The 22119-nt window shown below is 53.0% G+C and carries 27 protein-coding genes; 15 read left to right on the plus strand and 12 right to left on the minus strand.

All coding sequences use genetic code 11. The features are described 5' to 3' along the window. Positions 1 to 11 precede the first annotated feature (11 nt). The 7 genes from flgH to flgB are packed head-to-tail and all read right to left on the minus strand — an operon-like array spanning position 12 to position 5109. Positions 12 to 710: a flagellar basal body L-ring protein FlgH gene (gene flgH, locus ACH0VJ_RS03830; RefSeq protein ID WP_001174897.1), complete on the minus strand. Its 699-nt coding sequence runs from the start codon at positions 708 to 710 to the stop codon at positions 12 to 14. A gap of 54 nt (positions 711 to 764) precedes the next feature. Continuing rightward, positions 765 to 1547 carry a flagellar basal-body rod protein FlgG gene (gene flgG / locus ACH0VJ_RS03835; RefSeq protein ID WP_000625851.1) on the minus strand — a complete coding sequence of 261 codons (783 nt, stop codon included), beginning with the start codon at positions 1545 to 1547 and terminating at the stop codon, positions 765 to 767. A 13-nt stretch (positions 1548 to 1560) separates the two neighbouring features. After that, complete coding sequence (locus tag ACH0VJ_RS03840) at positions 1561 to 2316, minus strand: flagellar basal body rod protein FlgF (RefSeq protein WP_000349278.1); 756 nt, start codon at positions 2314 to 2316, stop codon at positions 1561 to 1563. Positions 2317 to 2336: 20 nt separating this feature from the next. Continuing rightward, on the minus strand, positions 2337 to 3548 hold the full coding sequence (gene flgE, locus ACH0VJ_RS03845; protein ID WP_000010563.1) for a flagellar hook protein FlgE: 1212 nt from the start codon (positions 3546 to 3548) through the stop codon (positions 2337 to 2339). A gap of 26 nt (positions 3549 to 3574) precedes the next feature. Beyond that, the gene (gene flgD / locus ACH0VJ_RS03850) at positions 3575 to 4273 is read right to left on the minus strand and encodes a flagellar hook assembly protein FlgD (protein WP_000020450.1); all 699 of its coding nucleotides are present in this window, start codon (positions 4271 to 4273) and stop codon (positions 3575 to 3577) included. A gap of 11 nt (positions 4274 to 4284) precedes the next feature. Beyond that, positions 4285 to 4689, minus strand: coding sequence for a flagellar basal body rod protein FlgC (flgC, locus tag ACH0VJ_RS03855; protein WP_001196448.1), 405 nt, complete (start codon positions 4687 to 4689; stop codon positions 4285 to 4287). A 3-nt stretch (positions 4690 to 4692) separates the two neighbouring features. Further along, positions 4693 to 5109, minus strand: a complete 417-nt coding sequence (gene flgB / locus ACH0VJ_RS03860) for a flagellar basal body rod protein FlgB (RefSeq protein ID WP_000887043.1) — start codon at positions 5107 to 5109, stop codon at positions 4693 to 4695. A gap of 156 nt (positions 5110 to 5265) precedes the next feature. Here flgB and flgA point away from each other — a divergent pair, with 156 nt between their 5' ends. From flgA to flgN, 3 genes are all read left to right on the plus strand, one after another. Continuing rightward, complete coding sequence (gene flgA, locus ACH0VJ_RS03865; RefSeq protein WP_001194074.1) at positions 5266 to 5925, plus strand: flagellar basal body P-ring formation chaperone FlgA; 660 nt, start codon at positions 5266 to 5268, stop codon at positions 5923 to 5925. A 91-nt stretch (positions 5926 to 6016) separates the two neighbouring features. After that, a complete protein-coding gene (flgM, locus tag ACH0VJ_RS03870; RefSeq protein WP_000020893.1) occupies positions 6017 to 6310 on the plus strand; it encodes a flagellar biosynthesis anti-sigma factor FlgM in 294 nt (97 codons plus the stop codon). Positions 6311 to 6314: 4 nt separating this feature from the next. Continuing rightward, positions 6315 to 6737, plus strand: a complete 423-nt coding sequence (gene flgN, locus ACH0VJ_RS03875; protein WP_000197547.1) for a flagella biosynthesis chaperone FlgN — start codon at positions 6315 to 6317, stop codon at positions 6735 to 6737. Positions 6738 to 6818: 81 nt separating this feature from the next. Here the strand turns inward: flgN and murJ are convergent, their stop codons facing one another. The 4 genes from murJ to rimJ form a co-directional block, all read right to left on the minus strand. Further along, on the minus strand, positions 6819 to 8354 hold the full coding sequence (murJ, locus tag ACH0VJ_RS03880; RefSeq protein WP_001537775.1) for a murein biosynthesis integral membrane protein MurJ: 1536 nt from the start codon (positions 8352 to 8354) through the stop codon (positions 6819 to 6821). A gap of 303 nt (positions 8355 to 8657) precedes the next feature. After that, positions 8658 to 9581, minus strand: coding sequence for a Gfo/Idh/MocA family protein (locus ACH0VJ_RS03885; RefSeq protein ID WP_001259727.1), 924 nt, complete (start codon positions 9579 to 9581; stop codon positions 8658 to 8660). 1 nt (position 9582) lies between these two features. Next, entirely contained in the window at positions 9583 to 10230 is a 648-nt protein-coding gene (locus ACH0VJ_RS03890) for a YceH family protein (RefSeq protein ID WP_000873048.1), read from the minus strand. 35 nt (positions 10231 to 10265) lie between these two features. Further along, positions 10266 to 10850, minus strand: a complete 585-nt coding sequence (rimJ, locus tag ACH0VJ_RS03895) for a ribosomal protein S5-alanine N-acetyltransferase (RefSeq protein WP_000468204.1) — start codon at positions 10848 to 10850, stop codon at positions 10266 to 10268. 236 nt (positions 10851 to 11086) lie between these two features. Between rimJ and mdtH the strand changes: the two genes are divergently transcribed. The 10 genes from mdtH to ACH0VJ_RS03945 all read left to right on the plus strand — a co-directional run bounded on the left by mdtH (position 11087) and on the right by ACH0VJ_RS03945 (position 18497). Then, entirely contained in the window at positions 11087 to 12295 is a 1209-nt protein-coding gene (gene mdtH, locus ACH0VJ_RS03900) for a multidrug efflux MFS transporter MdtH (protein ID WP_000092178.1), read from the plus strand. Positions 12296 to 12358: 63 nt separating this feature from the next. Next, complete coding sequence (gene grxB / locus ACH0VJ_RS03905) at positions 12359 to 13006, plus strand: glutaredoxin 2 (RefSeq protein ID WP_000780888.1); 648 nt, start codon at positions 12359 to 12361, stop codon at positions 13004 to 13006. A 124-nt stretch (positions 13007 to 13130) separates the two neighbouring features. Continuing rightward, positions 13131 to 13691: a lipoprotein gene (locus tag ACH0VJ_RS03910; protein WP_000713054.1), complete on the plus strand. Its 561-nt coding sequence runs from the start codon at positions 13131 to 13133 to the stop codon at positions 13689 to 13691. A gap of 104 nt (positions 13692 to 13795) precedes the next feature. Continuing rightward, positions 13796 to 14842, plus strand: coding sequence for a dihydroorotase (gene pyrC, locus ACH0VJ_RS03915; protein WP_000126594.1), 1047 nt, complete (start codon positions 13796 to 13798; stop codon positions 14840 to 14842). A gap of 73 nt (positions 14843 to 14915) precedes the next feature. Continuing rightward, positions 14916 to 15161: a DNA damage-inducible protein I gene (gene dinI, locus ACH0VJ_RS03920; RefSeq protein ID WP_001217764.1), complete on the plus strand. Its 246-nt coding sequence runs from the start codon at positions 14916 to 14918 to the stop codon at positions 15159 to 15161. 289 nt (positions 15162 to 15450) lie between these two features. Continuing rightward, positions 15451 to 15705 carry a biofilm formation regulator BssS gene (bssS, locus tag ACH0VJ_RS03925; protein ID WP_000414441.1) on the plus strand — a complete coding sequence of 85 codons (255 nt, stop codon included), beginning with the start codon at positions 15451 to 15453 and terminating at the stop codon, positions 15703 to 15705. Between the two features lie 112 nt (positions 15706 to 15817). Continuing rightward, on the plus strand, positions 15818 to 16936 hold the full coding sequence (gene solA, locus ACH0VJ_RS03930; protein WP_000872775.1) for an N-methyl-L-tryptophan oxidase: 1119 nt from the start codon (positions 15818 to 15820) through the stop codon (positions 16934 to 16936). A 40-nt stretch (positions 16937 to 16976) separates the two neighbouring features. Continuing rightward, a complete protein-coding gene (locus tag ACH0VJ_RS03935) occupies positions 16977 to 17090 on the plus strand; it encodes a YceO family protein (RefSeq protein ID WP_001253282.1) in 114 nt (37 codons plus the stop codon). Between the two features lie 262 nt (positions 17091 to 17352). Further along, on the plus strand, positions 17353 to 17925 hold the full coding sequence (locus tag ACH0VJ_RS03940) for a cytochrome b (protein WP_001159793.1): 573 nt from the start codon (positions 17353 to 17355) through the stop codon (positions 17923 to 17925). Next, positions 17922 to 18497, plus strand: coding sequence for a YceI family protein (locus ACH0VJ_RS03945; protein WP_000739886.1), 576 nt, complete (start codon positions 17922 to 17924; stop codon positions 18495 to 18497). The genes ACH0VJ_RS03940 and ACH0VJ_RS03945 overlap by 4 nt, the downstream gene beginning before the upstream one ends. Positions 18498 to 18548: 51 nt before the next feature. Here ACH0VJ_RS03945 and ACH0VJ_RS03950 read toward each other — a convergent pair whose 3' ends face one another. Next, a complete protein-coding gene (locus tag ACH0VJ_RS03950; RefSeq protein ID WP_001144637.1) occupies positions 18549 to 19601 on the minus strand; it encodes a rhodanese-related sulfurtransferase in 1053 nt (350 codons plus the stop codon). 219 nt (positions 19602 to 19820) lie between these two features. Between ACH0VJ_RS03950 and ACH0VJ_RS03955 the strand changes: the two genes are divergently transcribed. Continuing rightward, positions 19821 to 20741, plus strand: a complete 921-nt coding sequence (locus tag ACH0VJ_RS03955) for a Kdo(2)-lipid IV(A) acyltransferase (protein ID WP_000163973.1) — start codon at positions 19821 to 19823, stop codon at positions 20739 to 20741. 154 nt (positions 20742 to 20895) lie between these two features. After that, positions 20896 to 22110: a multidrug efflux MFS transporter MdtG gene (mdtG, locus tag ACH0VJ_RS03960; RefSeq protein ID WP_000075053.1), complete on the plus strand. Its 1215-nt coding sequence runs from the start codon at positions 20896 to 20898 to the stop codon at positions 22108 to 22110. The last annotated feature ends 9 nt before the right edge of the window (positions 22111 to 22119 follow it).

Below are 22119 nucleotides of genomic sequence, written 5' to 3' on the forward strand. Positions count from 1 at the left end.
ATACACCTCGCTTACATCGGCGACAAATTAAGGAAGAAACGTTGCAGCCAGCCCATATTTTGCGCTTCGTTAATATAGCCGTTCCCGACATATTCAATCCGCGCATCCGCCACCTGTGTCGAGGGAACGGAGTTGCTGCCGCTGATGGTGCGTGGATTTACCACGCCGGAGAAGCGGATGAATTCCGTTCCCTGATTAATCGCGATCTGTTTTTCCCCCACGACGTGTAAATTGCCATTGGCCAGAACCTGATCGACGGTCACGGTCAGCGTGCCGCTAAAGGTATTGCTGGCATTCGCGCCGCCTTTACCATTAAAAGAGTTGCCGCCGGAGGCCTCCATATCCGCGCGGGAATTACCGAATAATCCCTGCAGATAACGCGGTACCGTATCAAAACCAAAGCTGGTTTTGCCGTCGCGGCTGGCATTTGCCGACGAGCTTTTACTGGCGCTGACGTTTTCCTGTAACACAATCGTGAGCGTATCGCCGATATTACGCGGTCGACGATCTTCAAAAAGCGGCTGATAGCCATAATTAATCGGCTGCGCAGACTGAAATATGGAGCCATTCGCCACCGGTACCGGGCCAGGTATCGGCTGCGCCGTGGTCGCCCCCTGCACGAGCGGTTTAGCGGGTATCCAGGCGCATCCTGTCAGCGTCGCGACCATCAGGGCCATAACTGGGTAAGCGTGAAGCGCGTATTTTTGCATTACCTTCATCTTCAAAATCAGGGAGCCGGTGGCGTATCCCCCACCGGCGGCCCCTTAGAGTTGCGTCAGTTTCTGCAGCATCTGATCGGTCGTCGATACTGCTTTACTGTTAATTTCATAGGCGCGTTGAACCTGAATCATGTTCACCAGCTCTTCCGCCACGTTAACGTTCGACGTTTCGACATACCCTTGATACAACAACCCCGCGCCGTTGAGCCCCGGCGTGCTTTCGTTCGGCGCGCCGGACGATTGCGTTTCGATATAGAGGTTCTCGCCGATGCTTTCCAGCCCGGTGTCGTTCATAAAGGTGGTCAGGTTAAGCTGCCCGACCTGAACCGGCGCGGCCTGCCCCTGCTGGGTCACGCTGACCACGCCGTCGCGGCCAATCGTGATGCTTAACGCGTTGGCCGGAATGGTGATTGCCGGCTGCACCTGAAAACCGCCCGCCGTCACCAGTTGACCATTCTGATCCACCTGGAAAGAGCCGTCGCGGGTATAGGCAGACGTACCGTCCGGCAGCATGACCTGGAAAAAGCCCTGCCCTTTAATCGCCACATCTTTACTGTTGTTGGTCTGCGACAGGTTCCCCTGACTGTGCAGACGCTCCGTGGCGACCGGACGCACGCCGGTACCGATTTGCAGCCCTGAAGGCAGCGTCGTCTGCTCGGACGACTGCGCGCCCGGCTGGCGGATGGTCTGATACAACAGATCTTCAAATACCGCGCGCTGACGCTTAAAACCATTGGTGCTGACGTTTGCCAGGTTATTGGCAATCACATCCATATTGGTTTGCTGCGCGTCCAGACCGGTTTTGGCGATCCATAATGAACTGATCATAAAATGTCCTGTATTAACTCATCGACAGCAGTTGGTTAGCTCGCCCTTCGTTCTCATCTACGCTGGTGATAACCTTCATCTGCATTTCAAAACGACGTGCGTTGGCGATCATGTCGGTCATGGCTTCAACCGGCTTGACGTTACTGCCCTCCAGCACGCCCGACATAATGCGAATTGACGGGTCGGCGGCCAGTACCGCCCCGCGTTCAGCCTGTGCCTCGGCGGTAAGGCGGAATAAACCGTCATCGCTCCGCTGCACCTCATTGCCTTCCGCTTTGACCAGCTTCAGTCGCCCAACGGGCGCCACCGTGTTTGGCGGGTCGCCGGGATTGAGCGCGGAGATCGTGCCGTCTGCCGCAATGGTGATTTCCGACCCTTCAGGAACGGTAATCGGGCCGCCTTCGCCGATAACCGGATGTCCCTGAATGGTTAACTGCCCGGTCGGACCCACCTGGATATTCCCGTTACGGGTATATCCTTCAGCGCCATCCGCCGCTTGCACTACCAGCCAGCCGTCCTGCTGTAACGCAACATCCAGCGGGCGGGAAGTGTAGTCCAACTGACCCGGGGTCATATCCGCCCCGGGCGTCGACGCCGTAACCAGCGTGCGCGTTGCTAAAGAGAGGCCATCAACAGGCACCGCGCGTAACGCGTTAAGCTGCGCGCGAAAGCCCGGCGTTGAGGCATTAGCCAGGTTGCTGGCCGTTACCGCCTGCTGGTTAAGCGTCTGGCTGGCCGCCCCCATGGCGGTATAAATTGCGTGATCCATTAAGCTATCCCGTCAGGCGCTTAGCGCAGGTTAACCAGCGTATTGAGGATCTGGTCCTGGGTTTTGATGGTCTGCGCATTCGACTGGTAGTTACGCTGCGCGACGATCATATTCACCAGCTCTTTACTCAAATCCACGTTAGAGGCTTCCAGCGCGCCGTTCGTCAGCTTACCGAAGTTGCCGGAACCGGCAGTCCCCAGCAGCGCTACCCCGGAGGCCTGCGTCGCCGCCCAGACGTTATCGCCCTGGGATGCCAGACCTTCGTTGTTGGCGAAGTTAGCCAGCACAATCTGCCCCAGCACCTGCTCCTGCTCGTTGGAGTAGTTGCCAACCACGGTGCCATCATTGTTAATCTGGTAGCTCACCAGGTCGCCAGGCTTATAGCCGTTTTGATTGGTGGCGACGATGTTATTAGCCCCGGTGTTCTGCTGCATGGAGTTAAGGAAGCTGAGGGAGAAGGTGGCCTTAGTCGCGCCATTAATTTCACCGGTTTCGATGTCAACCGTACCGCCAGACTCCAGAATCCCGTTTTCATTGAATTTCAGCGTAGTGGACGCCGTTGTTGGCGCTGTGGCTGCAGGATCGCTGCTGTCATGGGTGTACACGGCCCATTCATTATCTTTGGTTTTCACAAAATAGACGTTCATGTCATGGGCATTACCCTGGCTGTCATAAACGGTGACGGTGCCTTTTTTGTTATACGAATCCGCATCACTCACGCTAAAGGGCGTTTTAGACGGCACAGGGTCCGTTGAGTTCAGGTTGATCTGCATTGACGCGGTGGTGGTCGATTTCGCCGCCATCAGCGTGTTCGGAATGGTGATCGGCGCAGGATTCGCCCCCTGCTGAATGGTCGGCGGCGTACCGGTGGCCGGATAGCCGGTCAACTGCATCCCCTGCATATTGACCAGGTTACGGTTCTCGTCCAGTTTGAACTGGCCGTTGCGGCTATAGAACACGGAACCGTTGCTGTCTACCAGGCGGAAAAAACCGTTCTGGCTAATCGCGACATCCAGCCCGCGCCCGGTGTTCGTTGTCGTACCGTCGGTAAAATCCTGGGTAATCCCCGCCACTTTTACGCCCAGCCCCACTTTGGAACCGGCGAACATATCGGCAAATGATGCCGTACCGGACTTAAAGCCATAGGTGGCGGAGTTGGCGATGTTATTACCGATAACATCAAGGTTGGTGGCCGCAGCGTTCAGGCCGCTAACCGCTTGAGAAAAAGACATGACTGACTCCTGATAAGTGTAAGGGCTTAGATTATTTGCCGAACTTCGTCGAGTGTGGTGGTGCCGTAGGTACCCAGATCCAACAGGTTGCCGTTACTGCCCTTCGTCACGCCCTGTACCAGAGCGAATTGCAGCGGCTGCGCCACCAGTTGCGTCCCGCCATTGCTGGCGGTAATCGCAATGTTGTAAGAACCATTCGGTACCGTTGTTCCGTCCGTTTGCTTACCATCCCAGGTAAAGGTGTGTACCCCGGCTCGCAACTCACCGATCTCCAGCGTCCGTACCACCCGGCCATCTTTATCGGTAATGGTTGCCGTCACTTTGTCCGCAGGCTGTTGCAATTCCACGCCAAACGGCGTCGTGGACGTCACGGCCCCTTCTTCCGCGCCTTTACCCGCCAGAATTGTGGTGCCAGGCACCATAACGCCATGTCCAATCAGCGTGGTCGCCTGTAGGGACTGACTATTATCGATTTGCCCGGAAATAGCCCCCAGCGTCGTATTCAGTTTTTCAATGCCGCTCACGGTACTGATTTGCGCCAACTGTGTCGTTAACTCATTATTTTGTAATGGGTTAGTCGGGTCCTGGTTCTTCAATTGCGCGACCAGTAAGGTCAGGAAACTGCTTTGCAGATCGGCAGCGTTGCTTCCGGTCATCGACCCGCTGCCGGTCGTCGTTTTGACGCCCGTGTTGGTCGGGTCATTCATATTTACGGCAATAGACATACGCGCCTCCTTTACTGGCCTAATGTCAGCGTTTTAAGCATCATGCTTTTTACGGTATTCAGGACTTCGATATTTGCCTGATAGCTGCGCGAGGCTGACATCGTGTTGACCATTTCGCCGACCACATCGACGTTGGGCATTTTGACGTAACCATTAGCGTCCGCCAGCGGGTTGCCTGGCTCATAAACCAGCTTTTCCGGTGCCTGACTTTCAATCACGCTGGCGACCTTTACCCCGCCAGTGGCTTGACCCGGCGCGGCGTCCACCTGAAAAACCACCTGTTTGGCGCGATAAGGCTGTCCGTCCGGGCCGGTGACGCTATCCGCATTCGCCAGGTTACTGGCCGCAACGTTCAACCGCTTGGACTGCGCGGCAAGCGCCGATCCGGCAATATCAAAAATGTTTAACAGCGCCACGAATTAGTTTCCTCCCTGTAGCACATTCATCATGCCTTTGAGTTGGCTACCCAGAACGGTAAGCCCCATCTGATATTTGAGACTGTTATCCGCAAACTGCGTACGTTCCCTGTCCATATCTACGGTGTTACCATCCAAAGAAGGCTGATCGGGTACGCGATAAAGCAGATCCACTGCGGGAGAAGAGACCGCCTGGGCGGGAATATGGTGAGAGGAAGTCAACGTTAACGCGACGCCGCCGGTTTCTTCCCGTCCACGCACCATCACCTTTTTTAACTCACTGGCAAAATCAATATCGCGCGCCTGATACCCCGGCGTATCGGCATTGGCGATATTCGCCGCTAATATTTCCTGACGTTGCGCGCGCAGATTTAGCGCTTCCTGCTGAAATCGTAAGGCGGCATCGAGCCTGTCGAGCATATCTCCTCCGCAAATGGCAAAATTCAGCCGACAGCTTAAATGCCTTCACGCGCGCGTTATCGCCGGAATAAACGCAAAATGCGTCGCTATTTATTGCGTTGATGCTTGCTTCACACGGGTAGAATCCTGTCATGACATCAACCAGGGGGAAGTACCATGCAAACGTTAAAACGAGGATTCGCCGTGGCGGCTTTGCTGTTCAGCCCCCTGACAATGGCGCAGGACATCAACGCCCAGCTGACCACGTGGTTTTCCCAGCGTCTGGCTGGCTTCAGCGACGAGGTGGTTGTCACGCTCCGTTCACCGCCCAATCTGCTGCCGAGCTGCGAGCAGCCAGCCTTCAGCATGACGGGCAGCGCGAAGCTGTGGGGCAACGTCAATGTGGTGGCGCGCTGCGCCAATGAAAAACGTTATTTGCAGGTGAATGTGCAAGCGATCGGCAATTATGTCGCCGTTGCCGCGCCCGTCGCGCGCGGCGGAAAATTGACGCCGGCCAACGTCACGCTAAAACGTGGCAGGCTGGATCAGTTACCGCCGAAGACGGTACTGGATATCCGTCAGATTCAGGATGCCGTCAGTTTGCGCGATCTCGCTCCCGGGCAGCCGGTACAGCTTACGATGATACGTCAGGCCTGGCGCGTCAAAGCGGGGCAACGAGTACAGGTCATCGCCAATGGCGAGGGGTTTAGCGTCAATGCGGAAGGTCAGGCGATGAATAATGCCGCCGTCGCGCAAAATGCGCGCGTACGCATGACATCGGGTCAAATCGTGAGTGGAACCGTCGATTCTGATGGGAATATTCTTATTAACCTATAATTGTGTAAAGATTTTGTCGCGGCTGCCGATGAGATATTCAACCATGATGGTAGCTGGCCGCTACAACGTAACCCTCGATGAGGATAAATAAATGAGCATTGACCGTACCTCACCTTTGAAACCCGTTAGCACTGTCCAGACGCGCGAAACCAGCGACACGCCGGTACAAAAAACGCGTCAGGAAAAAACGTCCGCCGCGACGAGCGCCAGCGTAACGTTAAGCGACGCGCAAGCGAAGCTCATGCAGCCAGGCGTCAGCGACATTAATATGGAACGCGTCGAAGCATTAAAAACGGCTATCCGTAACGGTGAGTTAAAAATGGATACGGGAAAAATAGCAGACTCGCTCATTCGCGAGGCGCAGAGCTACTTACAGAGTAAATAAGCGTATGACTCGTTTGTCAGAAATACTTGACCAGATGACCACCGTCCTGAATGACCTGAAGACGGTGATGGACGCCGAGCAACAACAGCTTTCCGTAGGCCAGATTAACGGCAGCCAGCTACAGCGTATTACAGAAGAAAAAAGCTCGTTGCTGGCGACGCTGGATTATCTGGAACAACAGCGCCGTCTGGAGCAGAATGCGCAGCGTAGCGCAAACGATGACATTGCAGAGCGCTGGCAGGCGATTACCGAAAAAACGCAGCATCTTCGCGACCTCAACCAGCACAACGGCTGGCTGCTGGAAGGGCAAATCGAGCGTAATCAACAGGCGCTGGAGGTGCTGAAACCTCACCAGGAGCCGACCTTGTACGGGGCTGACGGTCAGACTTCCGTCTCTCACCGCGGCGGTAAAAAAATTTCTATCTAATCATTGCCGGATGGCGACGTTGCGCCTTTCCGGCCTGAATGCCTTGTAGGCCTGATAGCACAGCGCTATCAGGCACTGAATTTACGCCGTCCGGCGAACAAACTCTTTCACTTTAAAGCCCAACACGGCAAGCGCGGCGAAATAGGCCGCGATACCCGCAATCACTACCGCCATCAAACGTAGCAAACGCCATAGCATCGACCCTTGCGACCACTCCGGCATAATATGCAACACGCCGAACAATACGGCGGCCATCACCAGTACGGAAATGATCAGACGCATCAGGAACCACATCCAGCCCGGTTGTGGCGTAAAGATATTCTGTTTGCGCAGTTGCCAGTACAGCAGCGACGCATTGAGACATGCCGCCAGACCAATAGAGAGCGACAGCCCGGCGTGTTTCAGCGGTCCAATAAACGCCAGGTTCATTAACTGCGTCATGATTAACGTCACGATGGCGATTTTCACCGGCGTTTTAATATCCTGGCGAGAATAGAAGCCCGGAGCCAGCACTTTTACGACGATCAAGCCAATCAGCCCCACCGAATAGGCGATTAACGCCCGCTGCGTCATTGCCGCATCAAAGGCGGTGAATTTACCGTACTGAAACAGCGAGACCGTCAGCGGCTTCGCCAGAATGCCTAACGCTACCGCGCTCGGCAACGCCAGTAAAAAGCACAAACGCAGCCCCCAGTCCATCAGGCGGCAGTACTCATCATGATTGCCGCTGGCAAAGCTTTTCGACAATGACGGCAACAGGATGGTCCCCAACGCCACGCCCAGCACGCCGGACGGGAACTCCATCAACCGATCGGCATAGTACATCCATGAGACCGAGCCGGAGGCCAGAAACGAGGCGAAAATGGTATTGATGATAAGGGAGATCTGACTGACGGAAACGCCCAAAATCGCCGGCCCCATCTGTTTGACCACCCGCATCGCCCCAGTGTCGCGAAAGTTAATGCGCGGCAGCACCAGCATACCGATCTTTTTCAAATACGGAAGTTGATACACCAGTTGCAGCACGCCGCCGACGGTGACTGCCCAGGCTAACGCCAGCACTGGCGGATTAAAGTATGGCGCGGCGAATAATGCAAAACCGATCATGCTGATATTAAGAAATGTCGGCGCAAAAGCGGGAATAGAGAAGCGATTCCAGGTGTTGAGAATGGCGCCAACCAGTGAAGCCAGCGAGATCAGCAGAATATAGGGAAACGTAATCCGCAGCAGTTGCGTCGTCAGCGCGAATTTATCCGCAGTATCGGCAAAACCCGGCGCGGTTACCATAATCACCCACGGGGCGGCCAGCATACCGGCCACCGTCACGACGGCCAATGCCAGCGTCAACAGGCCGGAAACGTAAGCGACAAAGATCCGCGTCGCTTCTTCACCCTGCTTGCTCTTATATTCCGCCAGGATAGGCACAAAGGCCTGAGAAAAAGCGCCTTCGGCAAAGATCCGGCGTAGTAGATTGGGGAGTTTAAACGCCACAAAAAAGGCGTCGGTCGCCATCCCTGCGCCAAAAATTCTGGCGACAATCGCATCACGGGCAAAGCCCAACACGCGTGAAAACATAGTCATCGAGCTGACGGCAGCCAGCGATTTCAATAAATTCATTTCTTTTGTATTCCAGACCCTGGCGTAAAACTCCTGCATGGCTGATCCATCGACCGGATAACGCAACTTCTGCCGTATCCGGCTGTATCACCGCGCCTGACGGCGGCGTCAAAACGTCTTATCAGGCCTTACAGACTCCCCACGGTTTGCCATTATTCACTGTGAAAAGAGGTATTGTGTAGAGTGGGCATATATACCCGCCATACTTCGAGCTGCATGTGCGTTAGCTTTTCTGCAACTCGAATTATTGAGGGTATAGTACCTGGATTACGATGAATTACTACCGCCAGATGTTACAGAGGGTTATTCGCTGATGGCGTCCCGCCACAGCGCCTCCACGACGCGCTGGGCCAAAATCGCCTGCTCCCCCGCCGTTTCCGGAACCGTCTGATTTTGTACGCAGTCAATGAAATGCCGCGCGCATCCGACAAAACCACGCTGTTCAAGCGTCGTTTGCCAACCCGGAATGGGTTTGATGAGAATACCCTGCCCGCGCTCTTCGCGCCATTCACGCATATCCGTCACGTCATACAACCCGCCGTCGGTGACGGCCTGGACCGATTCACGCTGACTTCCGGCGCGCCGGTGCATACTGGTGGTAATTTGTAGTTTGTCGGCGGAAAAATGATGTTCCGCATAGCACATTTCGCCGGACTCGCTGGTGAGCAACGTGCCGCTGGCAAGGCGCGCCTCGCCGCCCGCCAGCCACAGTGCGATATCCACGACATGCAGATAGTCATCGAGCAAAGTAAAACGTAAGTCGTGCGGCCCGACGCTATCGGTACGATGTTTATCCATACGCAGTGACGCCGCAGTGCCGAGGCGCGTCTTCAGTTCGCGGTACAGCGGCGCGAAACGGCGATTAAAGCCAACCATCAGCGTCAATTTTTTTTGCGCCGCCAGCGCCACCAGCCGTTCGGCATCACGTAGATTTTCCGCCAGCGGTTTATCCACGCAAACATGGACGCCGGCATTGAGAAGTTCGCTGACCACGGCATAATGGCTTGCGGTACTGGAGTGGACGAAGACCGCATCGCAGCCGGACGCTAAATTCGCCAGCGAATCCACATACGGTATGCGCCAGCTTTCGCAGATACGTAAGGCTTTATCCCGCGAAGGAGACCAGGCGCCCTGTAACGTCCATCCGGCGGTGTTGGTTAATACCGGCAGCCAGGCCTTCTGCGCAATACCCCCTAACCCGACAATGCCAATCCGTAATGTTCTCACATTACTCTCCCAGGTGAGCTAACAAAGAATCCAGCCGCTGCTTTAACTCCGCCACTTCGCTTTCCAGCGCTTCGACGCGCGACTGAAGATCGCCCGACGCACTTTCCGGCGCAGACGTCTGGAGAGACAGTTCATCGACGTCGCCGCAAAAAAGGTGCATATAACGGCTTTCGCGCTTACCCGGTTCACGCGCCAGACGGACGACATATGGGCCGTCCTCACGACTGGCAAGCCGTTCCAGCGTGGATTCAACTTCCGTCATATCGCTGAATTCATGCATCCGCGACGCCCGGCTACGCAACTCGCCGGGCGTTTGCGCGCCGCGCAGCAGCAGCGTAGTGACAAGCGCCACTTCCGCCGCGCTAAGTTTCAGATCGCCAAATTCGGAATTACAGAAGCGCTGTTCATATTTGGTGACGCGATTGCCAAACCCGCTGACCGTACGCAAAAAGTGGCGTTTCACCAGGTTATCGAGCTGTTCCTGCACCTCTTGTTCCGTCAGGTTCATCACCGGTTCACGGTTGGTTTTCTGATTACAGGCTGTCACCACCCCGTTGACGGAAAGCGGATACTGTTCCGGCGTTGTCACCTGCTTTTCCAGCAGACAGCCAATCACTCGCGCTTCAGTGGCGGTTAATTCATATTTCATCGTTTTCTCCCTTTGCCTCTCATTCCGTAAGCCGCTCAACGCCCCGGCGTCCATAACGGCGTGGTTAACGCCGTCAGGACATGGTCGCGCCATTGTCCATCAATCAACAGGTAATCTTTCGCATAGCCTTCTTTCTCAAAGCCAAGCCGCGCCAGCAACGCGCCGCTACGTTTGTTGTGCGGCATATAGTTCGCCATGATACGGTGGATATGCTGAGTGCGCTGCATATAGCGAATCGCAGCGGTTAAGGCTTCAAACATCAGCCCCTGCCCCTGCCACTTCTGCGCAATGGAATAGCCCAGATAACAGGCATGAAAAGAACCGCGCACCACATTGGAAAAATTCGCCACGCCGATAATTTCTTTTTCTTCCGGATCAAGTAGCGCGAAATAGAAGGCGGAGCCCTGTTTGTGAAATTCACCGATCATTCCCAGACGCGCCTGCCATCCTGAAGGATAACAATGACTTTCATCACGGACCGGTTCCCAGGGTTTTAAAAAATGACGATTTTCCGCGTAATAATCGGCCAGACGCCAGGCATCACGCTCATGCACTAAACGTACCACCAGACGATCGGTGGTTAAGCGCACTTTTGGCACGTTACTACGATAGCCAAACATTCTATACCTACTCCTTCCTGTAACGTCTTCAGCACGCCAGTAACATTACTATACCTGCGCAACCAGGCTCTGTGAAAAGCGCAAATCGTCATTTTTTGAATTGCTGCCACATTTTGATGAAAACTCTCGATTAAAAAGGACTTTTGATAAAAAAATATTGTCCCGCTAACGGTAGGAAAAAACGAAACGCCGCCGCAGAATAGAAGACGCTCATCTTTTATTTCCCGGGAGGGGAAATGTCGCGCGTCTCGCAGGCGAGGAACCTGGGTAAATATTTTCTTCTCATCGATAACATGTTGGTGGTGCTGGGTTTTTTCGTCGTCTTCCCGCTCATCTCTATTCGCTTTGTCGATCAAATGGGGTGGGCTGCCGTAATGGTAGGGATCGCGCTCGGCCTGCGCCAGTTTATTCAACAAGGTCTGGGCATTTTTGGCGGCGCCATCGCCGATCGCTTTGGCGCGAAACCGATGATTGTCACCGGTATGCTGATGCGCGCCGCAGGCTTTGCCACCATGGGTATCGCGCATGAGCCCTGGCTCTTGTGGTTTTCCTGCTTTCTTTCCGGTCTCGGCGGTACGCTTTTTGACCCGCCGCGTTCAGCGCTGGTGGTCAAATTAATTCGTCCGGAGCAACGGGGCCGCTTCTTCTCTCTATTGATGATGCAGGACAGCGCGGGCGCGGTGATTGGCGCGCTGCTGGGAAGCTGGTTGCTACAATACGATTTTCGCCTGGTCTGCGCGACAGGCGCTATTTTGTTCATATTATGCGCCCTTTTCAACGCATGGCTGCTTCCGGCCTGGAAGCTATCAACGGTCAGAACGCCGGTGCGTGAAGGAATGCGCCGCGTCATGAGCGATAAAAGGTTTGTCACCTACGTGCTGACGCTGGCGGGCTACTATATGCTGGCGGTACAGGTCATGTTAATGCTGCCGATTATGGTAAACGATATCGCCGGTTCGCCTGCTGCCGTGAAATGGATGTACGCTATAGAGGCGTGTCTCTCGCTGACGTTGCTCTACCCGATTGCCCGCTGGAGCGAAAAGCGTTTTCGGCTGGAGCATCGGCTGATGGCCGGTTTGCTCGTCATGTCGCTGAGCATGCTCCCCATCGGGATGGTGGGCAATTTACAGCAGCTTTTTACGCTTATTTGCGCTTTCTACATCGGCTCGGTTATCGCCGAACCGGCGCGCGAAACGCTCAGCGCGTCGCTCGCGGACGCGAGGGCGCGGGGAAGCTATATGGGCTTTAGCCGTCTGGGATTAGCCATTGGCGGCGCGATTGGTTATATCGGCGGCGGCTGGTTGTTTGATATGGGTAAAGCGCTTGCGCAGCCTGAACTACCGTGGATGATGCTCGGTATTATCGGTTTCATCACCTTTTTGGCTTTAGGCTGGCAATTTAGTCATAAACGCACGCCGCGCCGGATGCTGGAACCCGGCGCCTGATTTGATACCTGTCGCTATCTCCTCCATACTGGTCAGATACCGACAGTCAAATGGAGGAGAAACGTGAAGCTTTATATTTACGATCATTGCCCTTTCTGCGTTAAAGCCCGCATGATTTTCGGCCTGAAGAACATCCCCGTTGAACTTAACGTGTTACAAAATGACGACGAGGCGACGCCCACCCGGATGATTGGTCAAAAGATGGTGCCCATCCTGCAAAAAGATGATAATCGCTACCTTCCTGAAAGTATGGATATTGTACATTATGTCGACAACCTCGACGGCAAACCGCTGTTAACCGGGAAACGCAATCCAGCCATTGAAGAGTGGTTGCGCAAAGTTAACGGTTACGTTAATCAGCTACTGCTGCCGCGATTTGCAAAATCCGCTTTCGATGAATTTTCTACCCCTGCGGCGCGCCAGTATTTTATCCGCAAAAAAGAAGCCTCATCTGGCAGTTTTGACAACCATCTTGCGCACTCTGCCGGACTGATTAAAAAGATCGGCGATGATTTACGTTTGCTGGATAAACTCATCGTACAGCCTAACGCCGTTAACGGCGAATTATCGGAAGATGATATTCATCTGTTTCCGCTTCTGCGTAATCTGACGCTGGTCGCCGGTATTCACTGGCCGACAAAAGTCGCGGACTATCGCGATAATATGGCAAAGCAGACGCAAATTAATTTACTCTCCTCAATGGCTATCTAACGCCCGCCAGGCGGCAACCCTTTCTTGCCGCCTTTTTCAGCTTTTTCTAGTGGCGCCATGTCCGCTGGCGCGACATGCTGCTTTGTGTCAAGATTAGGGCACAGGCAACATGCTAAGGAACGCCATGAAAAAGTTTTTTTTTGCCGCTGCGCTGGTAGTTAGCGGCCTGTTAGTGGGTTGTAATCAACTTACGCAATACACCATTAGCGAACAAGAAATCAATCAAGCGCTTGAAAAACGGAATAATTTCTCAAAAGATATTGGTCTGCCCGGCATTGCCGACGCGCATATCGTATTGACTAATCTTGCCAGCCAGATTGGTCGGGAAGAGCCTAATAAAGTCACCCTTACTGGCGATGCCAGGCTGGATATGAATTCCCTGTTTGGCAGTCAAAAAGCGACGATGAAACTCAAGCTAAAAGCCCTGCCGGTCTTTGATAAAGAAAAAGGCGCCATCTATCTTCAGGAGATGGAAGTAGTAGATGCCACCGTGACGCCGGAGAAAATGCAATCGGTGCTACAAACGCTCCTGCCCTATTTAAATCAGTCTTTACGTAGCTACTTTAACCAGCGGCCCGCTTACGTGTTGCGTGAGGACAGCAGTAAAGGCGAAGCGTTAGCGAAGAAACTCGCGAAAGGCATTGAAGTTAAACCTGGTGAAATCGTTATTCCTTTCACCAATTGATTTCGGAGGGCGCGCTCGCGCCCTTTTTTTTACGTGCAAACGAAAACGTTTCCGCTTATCCTTTGTTTCCGGCAAAAAGACTATTCCTCAGCCGGAGCTTATTAATGACTGCACCATCCCAGGTTTTAAAGATCCGCCGCCCGGACGACTGGCACGTTCACCTTCGCGATGGCGACATGTTAAAAACGGTCGTACCCTATACCAGCGAAATTTATGGTCGCGCTATCGTGATGCCGAACCTGGCGTCCCCCATCACGACCGTTGATGCAGCGATCGCCTACCGCCAGCGTATTCTCGATGCGGTGCCCGCCGGGCATGATTTCACGCCGTTAATGACCTGCTATTTAACGGATTCGCTCGATGCCGATGAACTGGAGCGTGGTTTCCATGAAGGCGTATTTACTGCGGCTAAGCTTTACCCGGCCAATGCCACCACTAACTCCAGTCATGGCGTAACGTCAGTCGACGCTATCATGCCGGTACTGGAGCGGATGGAAAAACTCGGAATGCCATTACTGGTCCACGGTGAGGTGACCCATGCGGATGTTGATATCTTCGATCGCGAAGCGCGTTTTATCGACACCGTAATGGAACCGCTACGCCAGCGTCTGACCACGCTTAAAGTGGTCTTTGAGCACATCACGACCAAAGATGCCGCGCAGTATGTCCGTGACGGCAACGACTACCTGGCGGCTACCATTACGCCTCAACATTTAATGTTTAACCGTAATGATATGCTGGTCGGCGGCATTCGTCCTCACCTGTACTGTCTGCCGATTCTGAAACGCAATATTCACCAACAGGCGTTACGCGAACTGGTTGCCAGTGGTTTTACGCGCGCCTTCCTGGGGACGGATTCAGCGCCGCATTCACGTCATCGTAAAGAGACTAGTTGCGGCTGCGCCGGTTGTTTCAACGCTCCATCCGCCCTTGGCAGTTATGCCGCCGTGTTTGAGGAAATGAACGCGCTGGCGCACTTTGAAGCGTTCTGTTCACTGAATGGCCCGCAATTCTATGGCCTGCCGGTGAATGCGGGGTGGGTGGAACTGGTTCGCGATGAACAACAGATACCGGGAAATATCGCGCTGGCTGATGATTCGCTGGTGCCTTTTTTAGCGGGTGAAACAATACGCTGGTCAGTAAAAAAATAAAAAATGCGCTTACCTGTTGCTATATATTGGATTTAACTGTATATATATCCAGTATATTCAACAGGGGGCCATTATGCGTATTGAAGTCACTATAGCCAAAACGTCACCTCTGCCTGCCGGTGCGATTGATGCGCTGGCGGGCGAACTCTCCCGTCGTATTAGCCATCATTTTCCTGAGAACTTGGGTAACGTCACCGTGCGTTACGCTACCGCCAACAACTTGTCCGTCATTGGCGCATCAAAAGAGGAAAAAGAACGCATTAGCGAGATTCTCCAGGAGACCTGGGAGAGCGCTGATGACTGGTTCATCAATGAATAAAAAATGATATGCAGTGATGTATGTTTGCCGGGTCGCCCCGGCTTTTTTATTTGCGCAACTGATGAATATTTCGCCTGACCGTCAAAATAATTGCACAACATCCTAAAAAAATATGAATGAACTGCCGCTTTATTGTTCATATAATTCTTAAAAAGAGAAATTTATCCTCCGGTCTCTTTAAAAACGCAGTGAATAGCCTTATTAATTGGTATACTGAAGTTGCTTCAGAAGAAAAACACGCATTGAACCTCGAGAACCGTTGTCTTATAACACGTACCAGGGGGGCATGATGGAAAAGAATAATGAAGTCATTCAGACCCATCCGCTTGTAGGATGGGACATCAGCACCGTCGATAGCTATGATGCGCTGATGCTGCGTTTACACTACCAGACCCCAAATCGTCCGGAACCGGAAGGGACTGAAGTTGGTCAAACGCTCTGGTTAACAACAGATGTAGCCAGGCAATTTATTTCAATATTAGAAGCCGGCATCGCCAAAATAGAATCAGGCGATTACCAGGAAAACGAGTATCGTCGCCATTAGCGTGACGCGCTCCCCCTCTCTCAGGCACCGTAAGGTGCCTCACTTATTTCTGGCTTGTATATCTCAGCGCAGTTATTTACCCTGAAATCATCGCGATAGCAGAGAGAAGCTGATGAAATACGACCTTATTATTATCGGCAGCGGTTCGGTTGGCGCCGCCGCTGGTTATTACGCCACCCGCGCCGGGCTAAAGGTCCTGATGACCGATGCGCATATGCCGCCTCATCAACAGGGCAGCCACCACGGCGATACCCGTCTTATCCGCCACGCTTATGGTGAAGGCGAAAAATATGTCCCGCTGGTGCTTCGCGCCCAGACGCTTTGGGATGAACTCTCCACACACAATGAAGAGCCTATTTTTGTCCGCTCCGGCGTCGTCAACCTCGGCCCGGCCGATTCCGCTTTCTTAGCCAACGTCGCACGAAGCGCGCAACAGTGGCAATTGAACGTCGAGCGCCTGGACGCGACGGCCCTCATGACGCGCTGGCCGGAAATTCGCGTGCCCGATAATTATATCGGGCTGTTTGAAGCTGACTCCGGTTTCCTGCGCAGCGAATTAGCCATTACCACATGGCTTCGTCTGGCCCGAGAGGCAGGCTGCGCACAGCTATTTAACAGCCCGGTAAGCCATATTCATCATGATGATAACGGTGTGACGATAGAGACGAGTGAAGGCAGCTACCACGCCAGCAAGGCGCTGATTAGCGCGGGCACCTGGGTCAAAGCGCTGGTACCGGAGCTGCCCGTTCAGCCCGTACGTAAAGTTTTTGCCTGGTTTAAGGCGGATGGACGTTACAGCACTAAAAACCGCTTTCCGGCCTTTACCGGCGAAATGCCCAACGGCGATCAATATTACGGCTTCCCGGCGGAGAACGACGAGTTAAAAATCGGCAAACACAATGGCGGACAGCTAATACAGGCTCAGGAAGAGCGCAAGCCCTTTGCCGCCGTTGCCAGCGATGGCGCGGAAGCATTTCCTTTCCTGCGTAACGTACTGCCGGGTATCGGCGGTTGTTTACATGGGGCGGCATGTACCTATGATAATTCGCCGGACGAGGATTTTATTATCGATACGCTGCCTGGCCATGAGAACACGCTTGTCATCACTGGACTCAGCGGACATGGTTTTAAATTCGCCCCGGTGTTAGGAGAAATCGCTGCGGATTTTGCGTTGGGAAAAACATCCTCCTTTGATCTGACGCCGTTCCGGCTTTCCCGTTTTAGCCAATAATTTGTCGGCCCCGTAAAGGGGCTGTTTATTAAGGTAAGCTATGCGCCGTCTCTTTCATTTTCTGATGAATAATATTCGCGAACATTTCATGCTTTACGTTATTCTTTGGTCACTGCTAGCGGTGATGGATATTGTTTATCTCCTTTTCTTCTGATTGCTTTTCATTGACGTTAACTGACACTTCCTGAAAATTCCTCACTTTTTATTTCATAACGTTGAAGCACGACAATAATGCCAGTTCCTGCCGTTGCGCGGTTACAGGAGTGAAATATCTCGAAACTTCTGAAGCTGAACCGCAAACAACATCAAAATTATTGAAATAAAAATAAATATCATTCAAATTCTTATTTATAAGTTGCATTCGGCGCTTTTCCACGCCATTTTCATTCTCTCGTGAAATATTCATTGGTGTGTTTATGCAATTTAAAAATACTCCACAGCGTTATGGCGTGGTTTCCGCCGCGCTCCACTGGCTGACCGCCCTGGTGGTCTATGGCATGTTTGCGTTGGGTTTATGGATGGTCACGCTCAGTTATTACGACGGCTGGTATCACCAGGCGCCGGAAATACATAAAAGTATTGGCATGTTACTGATGATGGCGCTGATCGTGCGTATTGTCTGGCGGCTTTATTCGCCACCGCCCGTTGCGTTGACCAGCTATTCCCGTTTAACGCGCGCTGGCGCCGCCGCGGGTCATCTTCTCCTGTATCTCCTGCTCTTTGCGATAATCATTAGCGGCTACCTGATTTCCACCGCCGACGGTAAACCGATTAGCGTCTTTGGCTGGTTTGAGATTCCGGCCACGCTTACGGACGCGGGCGCGCAGGCTGACATCGCCGGAACGCTGCATCTGTGGTTTGCCTGGTCGCTGGTCATTATCTCGCTCTCGCATGGGGTTATGGCGCTAAAACACCATTTTATCGATAAAGACGACACACTGAAACGTATGACAGGAATGTCGTCATCTGACTATGGAGCTCAAAAATGAAAAAAAACCTGCTGGGATTCACCCTCGCATCCTTGTTATTCACGACCGGTTCCGCCGTGGCGGCGGAGTATAAAATTGATAAAGAAGGCCAACATGCGTTCGTCAATTTCCGCATTCAGCATCTGGGTTACAGCTGGCTGTACGGCACCTTTAAAGATTTCGACGGCACGTTCACTTTTGACGAAAAAAATCCGTCGGCCGACAAAGTGAACGTGACCATTAACACCAATAGCGTCGACACTAACCATGCCGAACGTGACAAACACCTGCGTAGCGCGGAATTTCTTAATGTTGCGAAATTCCCGCAGGCAACCTTCACCTCTACCAGCGTGAAAAAAGAGGGCGATGAACTGGATATTACCGGCAATCTGACGCTCAATGGCGTGACTAAACCGGTGACGCTGGAAGCGAAGCTGATGGGCCAGGGCGACGATCCGTGGGGCGGTAAGCGCGCGGGCTTTGAGGCCGAAGGAAAAATTAAGCTGAAGGATTTCAATATAACTACCGATCTCGGCCCGGCCTCACAAGAGGTTGAGCTTATCATCTCAGTAGAAGGCGTTCAGCAGAAGTAACGCCTGGCGAAATGCCGGATAGCGGCCTTTACGCTGCTATCCGGCAAAATATTACTCAGCCGGATCGGGAATGCTCAGTTTGCTATTAAGCCGACCACGCGATTTATTAAAAATTTTGTTGCCGTTCTCGCGACCCGCGCGACGTCGGCGCTGTTCTTCCTCCGGCAAGGCCAACTCTTCACAGCATTGTTCACTACAGCAGCCGTTAAATTTACTGGCGCACTGCGGACACTGGATAAACAGCAGATGGCAACCGTCGTTTTTGCAGTTGGTATGGCTATCGCAGGGTGCGCCGCACTGATGGCAATGCGCGATAACCTCATCCGAGATTCGTTCGCCCATTCGCTCATCAAATACAAAATTTTTGCCGATAAAGCGAACGGGAAGCCCCTGCTCGCGCGCGCGACGGGCGTATTCAATGATGCCACCCTCAATATGCCAGACTTTATTGAAACCGTTGTGTTTCATCCAGGCGCTGGCTTTCTCACAACGAATACCGCCGGTACAGTACATCACTATCTTTTTATCTGCATGTTCCCGCAGCATTTCAACCGCTTTTGGCAACTGTTCACGAAACGTATCCGCCGGGATTTCCAGAGCATTTTCGAAATGGCCGACTTCATACTCATAGTGGTTGCGCATATCAATAAAGACCGCATCAGGATCGTCCAGCATCGCATTCACATCTGCCGCCTTCAGATAATCGCCGACATTACTGGCGTCAAAAGTCGGATCGTCAATACCGTCAGCAACGATACGGTCGCGAACTTTCATACGCAGCACCCAAAATGACTTTCCGTCATCCTCCAGCGCGATATTTAAACGCAGCCCGTCCAGCGCGGGATCGAACGTATAAAGCTGTTGACGAAAGGTCTCGACCTTGCTTTGCGGCACGCTGATTTGCGCATTGATGCCCTCATGCGCCAGGTAAACGCGACCAAAAACGTCCAACGCCGTAAACACCTGATACAACGCGTCCCGCGTCTGTTGCGGCGAGGCGATTGTGAAATATTTATAAAAAGAAATTGTCGTACGCGGCTCGCTTTCCGCCAGCATTTTGGCTTTCAGCTCGTCATTAGAGATGCGGTTGTGTAACACTGGCATGGTGTACGTATCCTGCAATCAGCAAAAAATAAAGTGGGCAGGCATGATAAGGCAAGTCTCGCCAATTTACATCCACACATTTTGCGCTACATTTCCTGCTTTACACTAAATAATTAACAACAATTGTCGATTTAATCGCCACTCTCCTGCTACATATTTTTGCTCAACGCAAAAAGATGCGAGAATACGGGGAATTGTTCGTTGAAAGACAGGATAGAAATGACGAAGTTGCCTAAGTTCTCCGTGGCCTTACTGCACCCGCGCTATTGGTTAACCTGGTTGGGTATAGGCGCGCTTTGGTTGGTCGTGCAACTCCCCTACCCGGTCATCTATAAATTGGGTTGCGCATTGGGCCACCTGGCGCGACGCGTAATGAAACGCCGCGCGAAAATCGCCTATCGCAACCTTGAATTATGCTTTCCGGAAATGAGCGCGCAGGAACGCCACACCATGGTGGTCAAAAACTTTGAATCCGTCGGTATGGGCGTGATGGAAACCGGCATGGCCTGGTTCTGGCCCGATCGGCGAGTGAACCGCTGGATGGAAGCGAGCGGTCTGGAGCATATCCGTGAAGTTAAGGCGCAGGGGCTGGGGTTCATTCTGGTAGGAATACATTTTCTTACCCTTGAGTTTGGCGCCCGCATGTTTGGTATGCATAACCCAGGGATCGGAGTTTATCGCCCGAATGATAATCCGTTGCTCGACTGGTTACAGACCTGGGGACGCTTACGCTCCAATAAATCAATGTTGGATCGCAAAGATCTGAAAGGCATGGTTAAGGCATTGAAAAGCGGCGAATTGATCTGGTATGCGCCGGATCACGATTATGGTCCGCGCGCCAGCGTTTTTGTACCATTATTTGCCGTCGACCAGGCTGCCACGACCTCCGGTACCTGGATGCTGGCGCGCATGTCTAAAGCCTGTATTATCCCCTTCGTGCCTCGCCGTAAACCCGATGGAAAAGGCTACGAACTGATCATTCTTCCTGCGGAATATTCGCCTCCGCTGGAGAGCGCAGAAGCGACTGCCGCGTGGATGAATAAGATTGTTGAGCAGTGCATTATGATGGCGCCAGAGCAATATATGTGGCTGCATCGCCGCTTTAAAACTCGCCCTGAAGGCGTACCGTCGCGCTATTAACAGGATTGCAGCCGTCAGGCTGCAATTTTTCCCCTCTTTTAGCTTTAAAAGCTCCCCACATTGCGAGGCTGGTAAGGTCGGCGCATAATTATAATTAGTACGCTCATAATTAAATTGATGATAGCGCAAAACGCGCATCATACTGTGGAACGCTATGTCACCCTCTGATGTCCCCATAAACTGGAAACGCAATCTAACCGTTACCTGGCTGGGCTGTTTTTTAACCGGCGCGGCATTCAGTCTGGTCATGCCTTTTCTCCCTCTCTACGTTGAGCAACTCGGCGTAACAGGCCATAGCGCGCTCAACATGTGGTCCGGGCTGGTCTTTAGTATTACGTTCCTCTTTTCAGCTATCGCTTCCCCTTTTTGGGGCGGTCTGGCGGATCGTAAAGGGCGTAAGATCATGCTGTTGCGTTCCGCTCTCGGCATGGCCATTGTCATGCTGTTAATGGGCATGGCGCAAAATATCTGGCAATTTCTGATCCTCCGCGCGTTATTAGGCCTGTTGGGCGGATTTATTCCCAACGCCAATGCGCTCATCGCCACTCAGGTGCCGCGCCACAAAAGCGGCTGGGCGCTAGGGACGCTCTCTACTGGCGGCGTCAGCGGCGCTCTGCTTGGCCCACTTGCGGGTGGTCTGCTCGCCGACCATTACGGCCTTCGCCCGGTCTTTTTTATTACCGCCAGCGTTTTGTTTATCTGTTTTCTGCTCACCTTCTTTTTTATTCGCGAGAATTTCCTGCCGGTGAGCAAAAAAGAGATGCTTCACGTTCGGGAAGTGGTCGCCTCGTTAAAAAATCCCCGCCTGGTGTTAAGCCTGTTTGTCACCACGCTGATTATTCAGGTGGCGACGGGGTCTATTGCGCCCATCCTGACGCTCTATGTGCGCGAACTGGCGGGAAATGTCAGTAATATTGCGTTCATTAGCGGGATGATAGCGTCCGTTCCCGGCGTGGCGGCATTACTTAGCGCCCCCCGACTCGGCAAACTCGGCGACAGAATTGGCCCGGAAAAGATCCTTATCGTCGCGCTGATTATTTCCGTACTACTGCTGATTCCAATGTCTTTTGTGCAAACGCCGTGGCAGCTCGCGCTATTGCGGTTTCTGCTTGGCGCGGCGGATGGCGCGCTGCTGCCAGCCGTTCAAACTCTGCTGGTTTACAACTCTACCAACCAGATAGCCGGGCGCATATTCAGTTACAACCAATCTTTCCGCGATATCGGCAACGTCACTGGCCCTCTCATGGGCGCCGCAATTTCCGCGAGCTATGGCTTCCGCGCCGTATTCTGCGTCACGGCAGGCGTGGTGTTGTTCAATGCTATCTATTCATGGAACAGCTTACGACGGCGCAGACTGGCAATAGAATGATTTTTGCGC

The sequence above is a fragment of the Salmonella sp. 2020_1459 genome, assembly GCF_043847915.1.
Taxonomy (GTDB): Bacteria; Pseudomonadota; Gammaproteobacteria; order Enterobacterales; family Enterobacteriaceae; genus Salmonella; species Salmonella enterica.

Coding starts and splice junctions, on each gene's coding strand:
- flgH (WP_001174897.1), bottom strand. CDS start 710: ATGCAAAAATACGCGCTTCACGCTTACCCAGTTATGGCCCTGATGGTC.
- flgG (WP_000625851.1), bottom strand. CDS start 1,547: ATGATCAGTTCATTATGGATCGCCAAAACCGGTCTGGACGCGCAGCAA.
- ACH0VJ_RS03840 (WP_000349278.1), bottom strand. CDS start 2,316: ATGGATCACGCAATTTATACCGCCATGGGGGCGGCCAGCCAGACGCTT.
- flgE (WP_000010563.1), bottom strand. CDS start 3,548: ATGTCTTTTTCTCAAGCGGTTAGCGGCCTGAACGCTGCGGCCACCAAC.
- flgD (WP_000020450.1), bottom strand. CDS start 4,273: ATGTCTATTGCCGTAAATATGAATGACCCGACCAACACGGGCGTCAAA.
- flgB (WP_000887043.1), bottom strand. CDS start 5,109: ATGCTCGACAGGCTCGATGCCGCCTTACGATTTCAGCAGGAAGCGCTA.
- flgA (WP_001194074.1), top strand. CDS start 5,266: ATGCAAACGTTAAAACGAGGATTCGCCGTGGCGGCTTTGCTGTTCAGC.
- flgM (WP_000020893.1), top strand. CDS start 6,017: ATGAGCATTGACCGTACCTCACCTTTGAAACCCGTTAGCACTGTCCAG.
- flgN (WP_000197547.1), top strand. CDS start 6,315: ATGACTCGTTTGTCAGAAATACTTGACCAGATGACCACCGTCCTGAAT.
- murJ (WP_001537775.1), bottom strand. CDS start 8,354: ATGAATTTATTGAAATCGCTGGCTGCCGTCAGCTCGATGACTATGTTT.
- ACH0VJ_RS03890 (WP_000873048.1), bottom strand. CDS start 10,230: ATGAAATATGAATTAACCGCCACTGAAGCGCGAGTGATTGGCTGTCTG.
- rimJ (WP_000468204.1), bottom strand. CDS start 10,850: ATGTTTGGCTATCGTAGTAACGTGCCAAAAGTGCGCTTAACCACCGAT.
- mdtH (WP_000092178.1), top strand. CDS start 11,087: ATGTCGCGCGTCTCGCAGGCGAGGAACCTGGGTAAATATTTTCTTCTC.
- ACH0VJ_RS03910 (WP_000713054.1), top strand. CDS start 13,131: ATGAAAAAGTTTTTTTTTGCCGCTGCGCTGGTAGTTAGCGGCCTGTTA.
- pyrC (WP_000126594.1), top strand. CDS start 13,796: ATGACTGCACCATCCCAGGTTTTAAAGATCCGCCGCCCGGACGACTGG.
- dinI (WP_001217764.1), top strand. CDS start 14,916: ATGCGTATTGAAGTCACTATAGCCAAAACGTCACCTCTGCCTGCCGGT.
- bssS (WP_000414441.1), top strand. CDS start 15,451: ATGGAAAAGAATAATGAAGTCATTCAGACCCATCCGCTTGTAGGATGG.
- solA (WP_000872775.1), top strand. CDS start 15,818: ATGAAATACGACCTTATTATTATCGGCAGCGGTTCGGTTGGCGCCGCC.
- ACH0VJ_RS03935 (WP_001253282.1), top strand. CDS start 16,977: ATGCGCCGTCTCTTTCATTTTCTGATGAATAATATTCGCGAACATTTC.
- ACH0VJ_RS03940 (WP_001159793.1), top strand. CDS start 17,353: ATGCAATTTAAAAATACTCCACAGCGTTATGGCGTGGTTTCCGCCGCG.
- ACH0VJ_RS03945 (WP_000739886.1), top strand. CDS start 17,922: ATGAAAAAAAACCTGCTGGGATTCACCCTCGCATCCTTGTTATTCACG.
- ACH0VJ_RS03950 (WP_001144637.1), bottom strand. CDS start 19,601: ATGCCAGTGTTACACAACCGCATCTCTAATGACGAGCTGAAAGCCAAA.
- ACH0VJ_RS03955 (WP_000163973.1), top strand. CDS start 19,821: ATGACGAAGTTGCCTAAGTTCTCCGTGGCCTTACTGCACCCGCGCTAT.
- mdtG (WP_000075053.1), top strand. CDS start 20,896: ATGTCACCCTCTGATGTCCCCATAAACTGGAAACGCAATCTAACCGTT.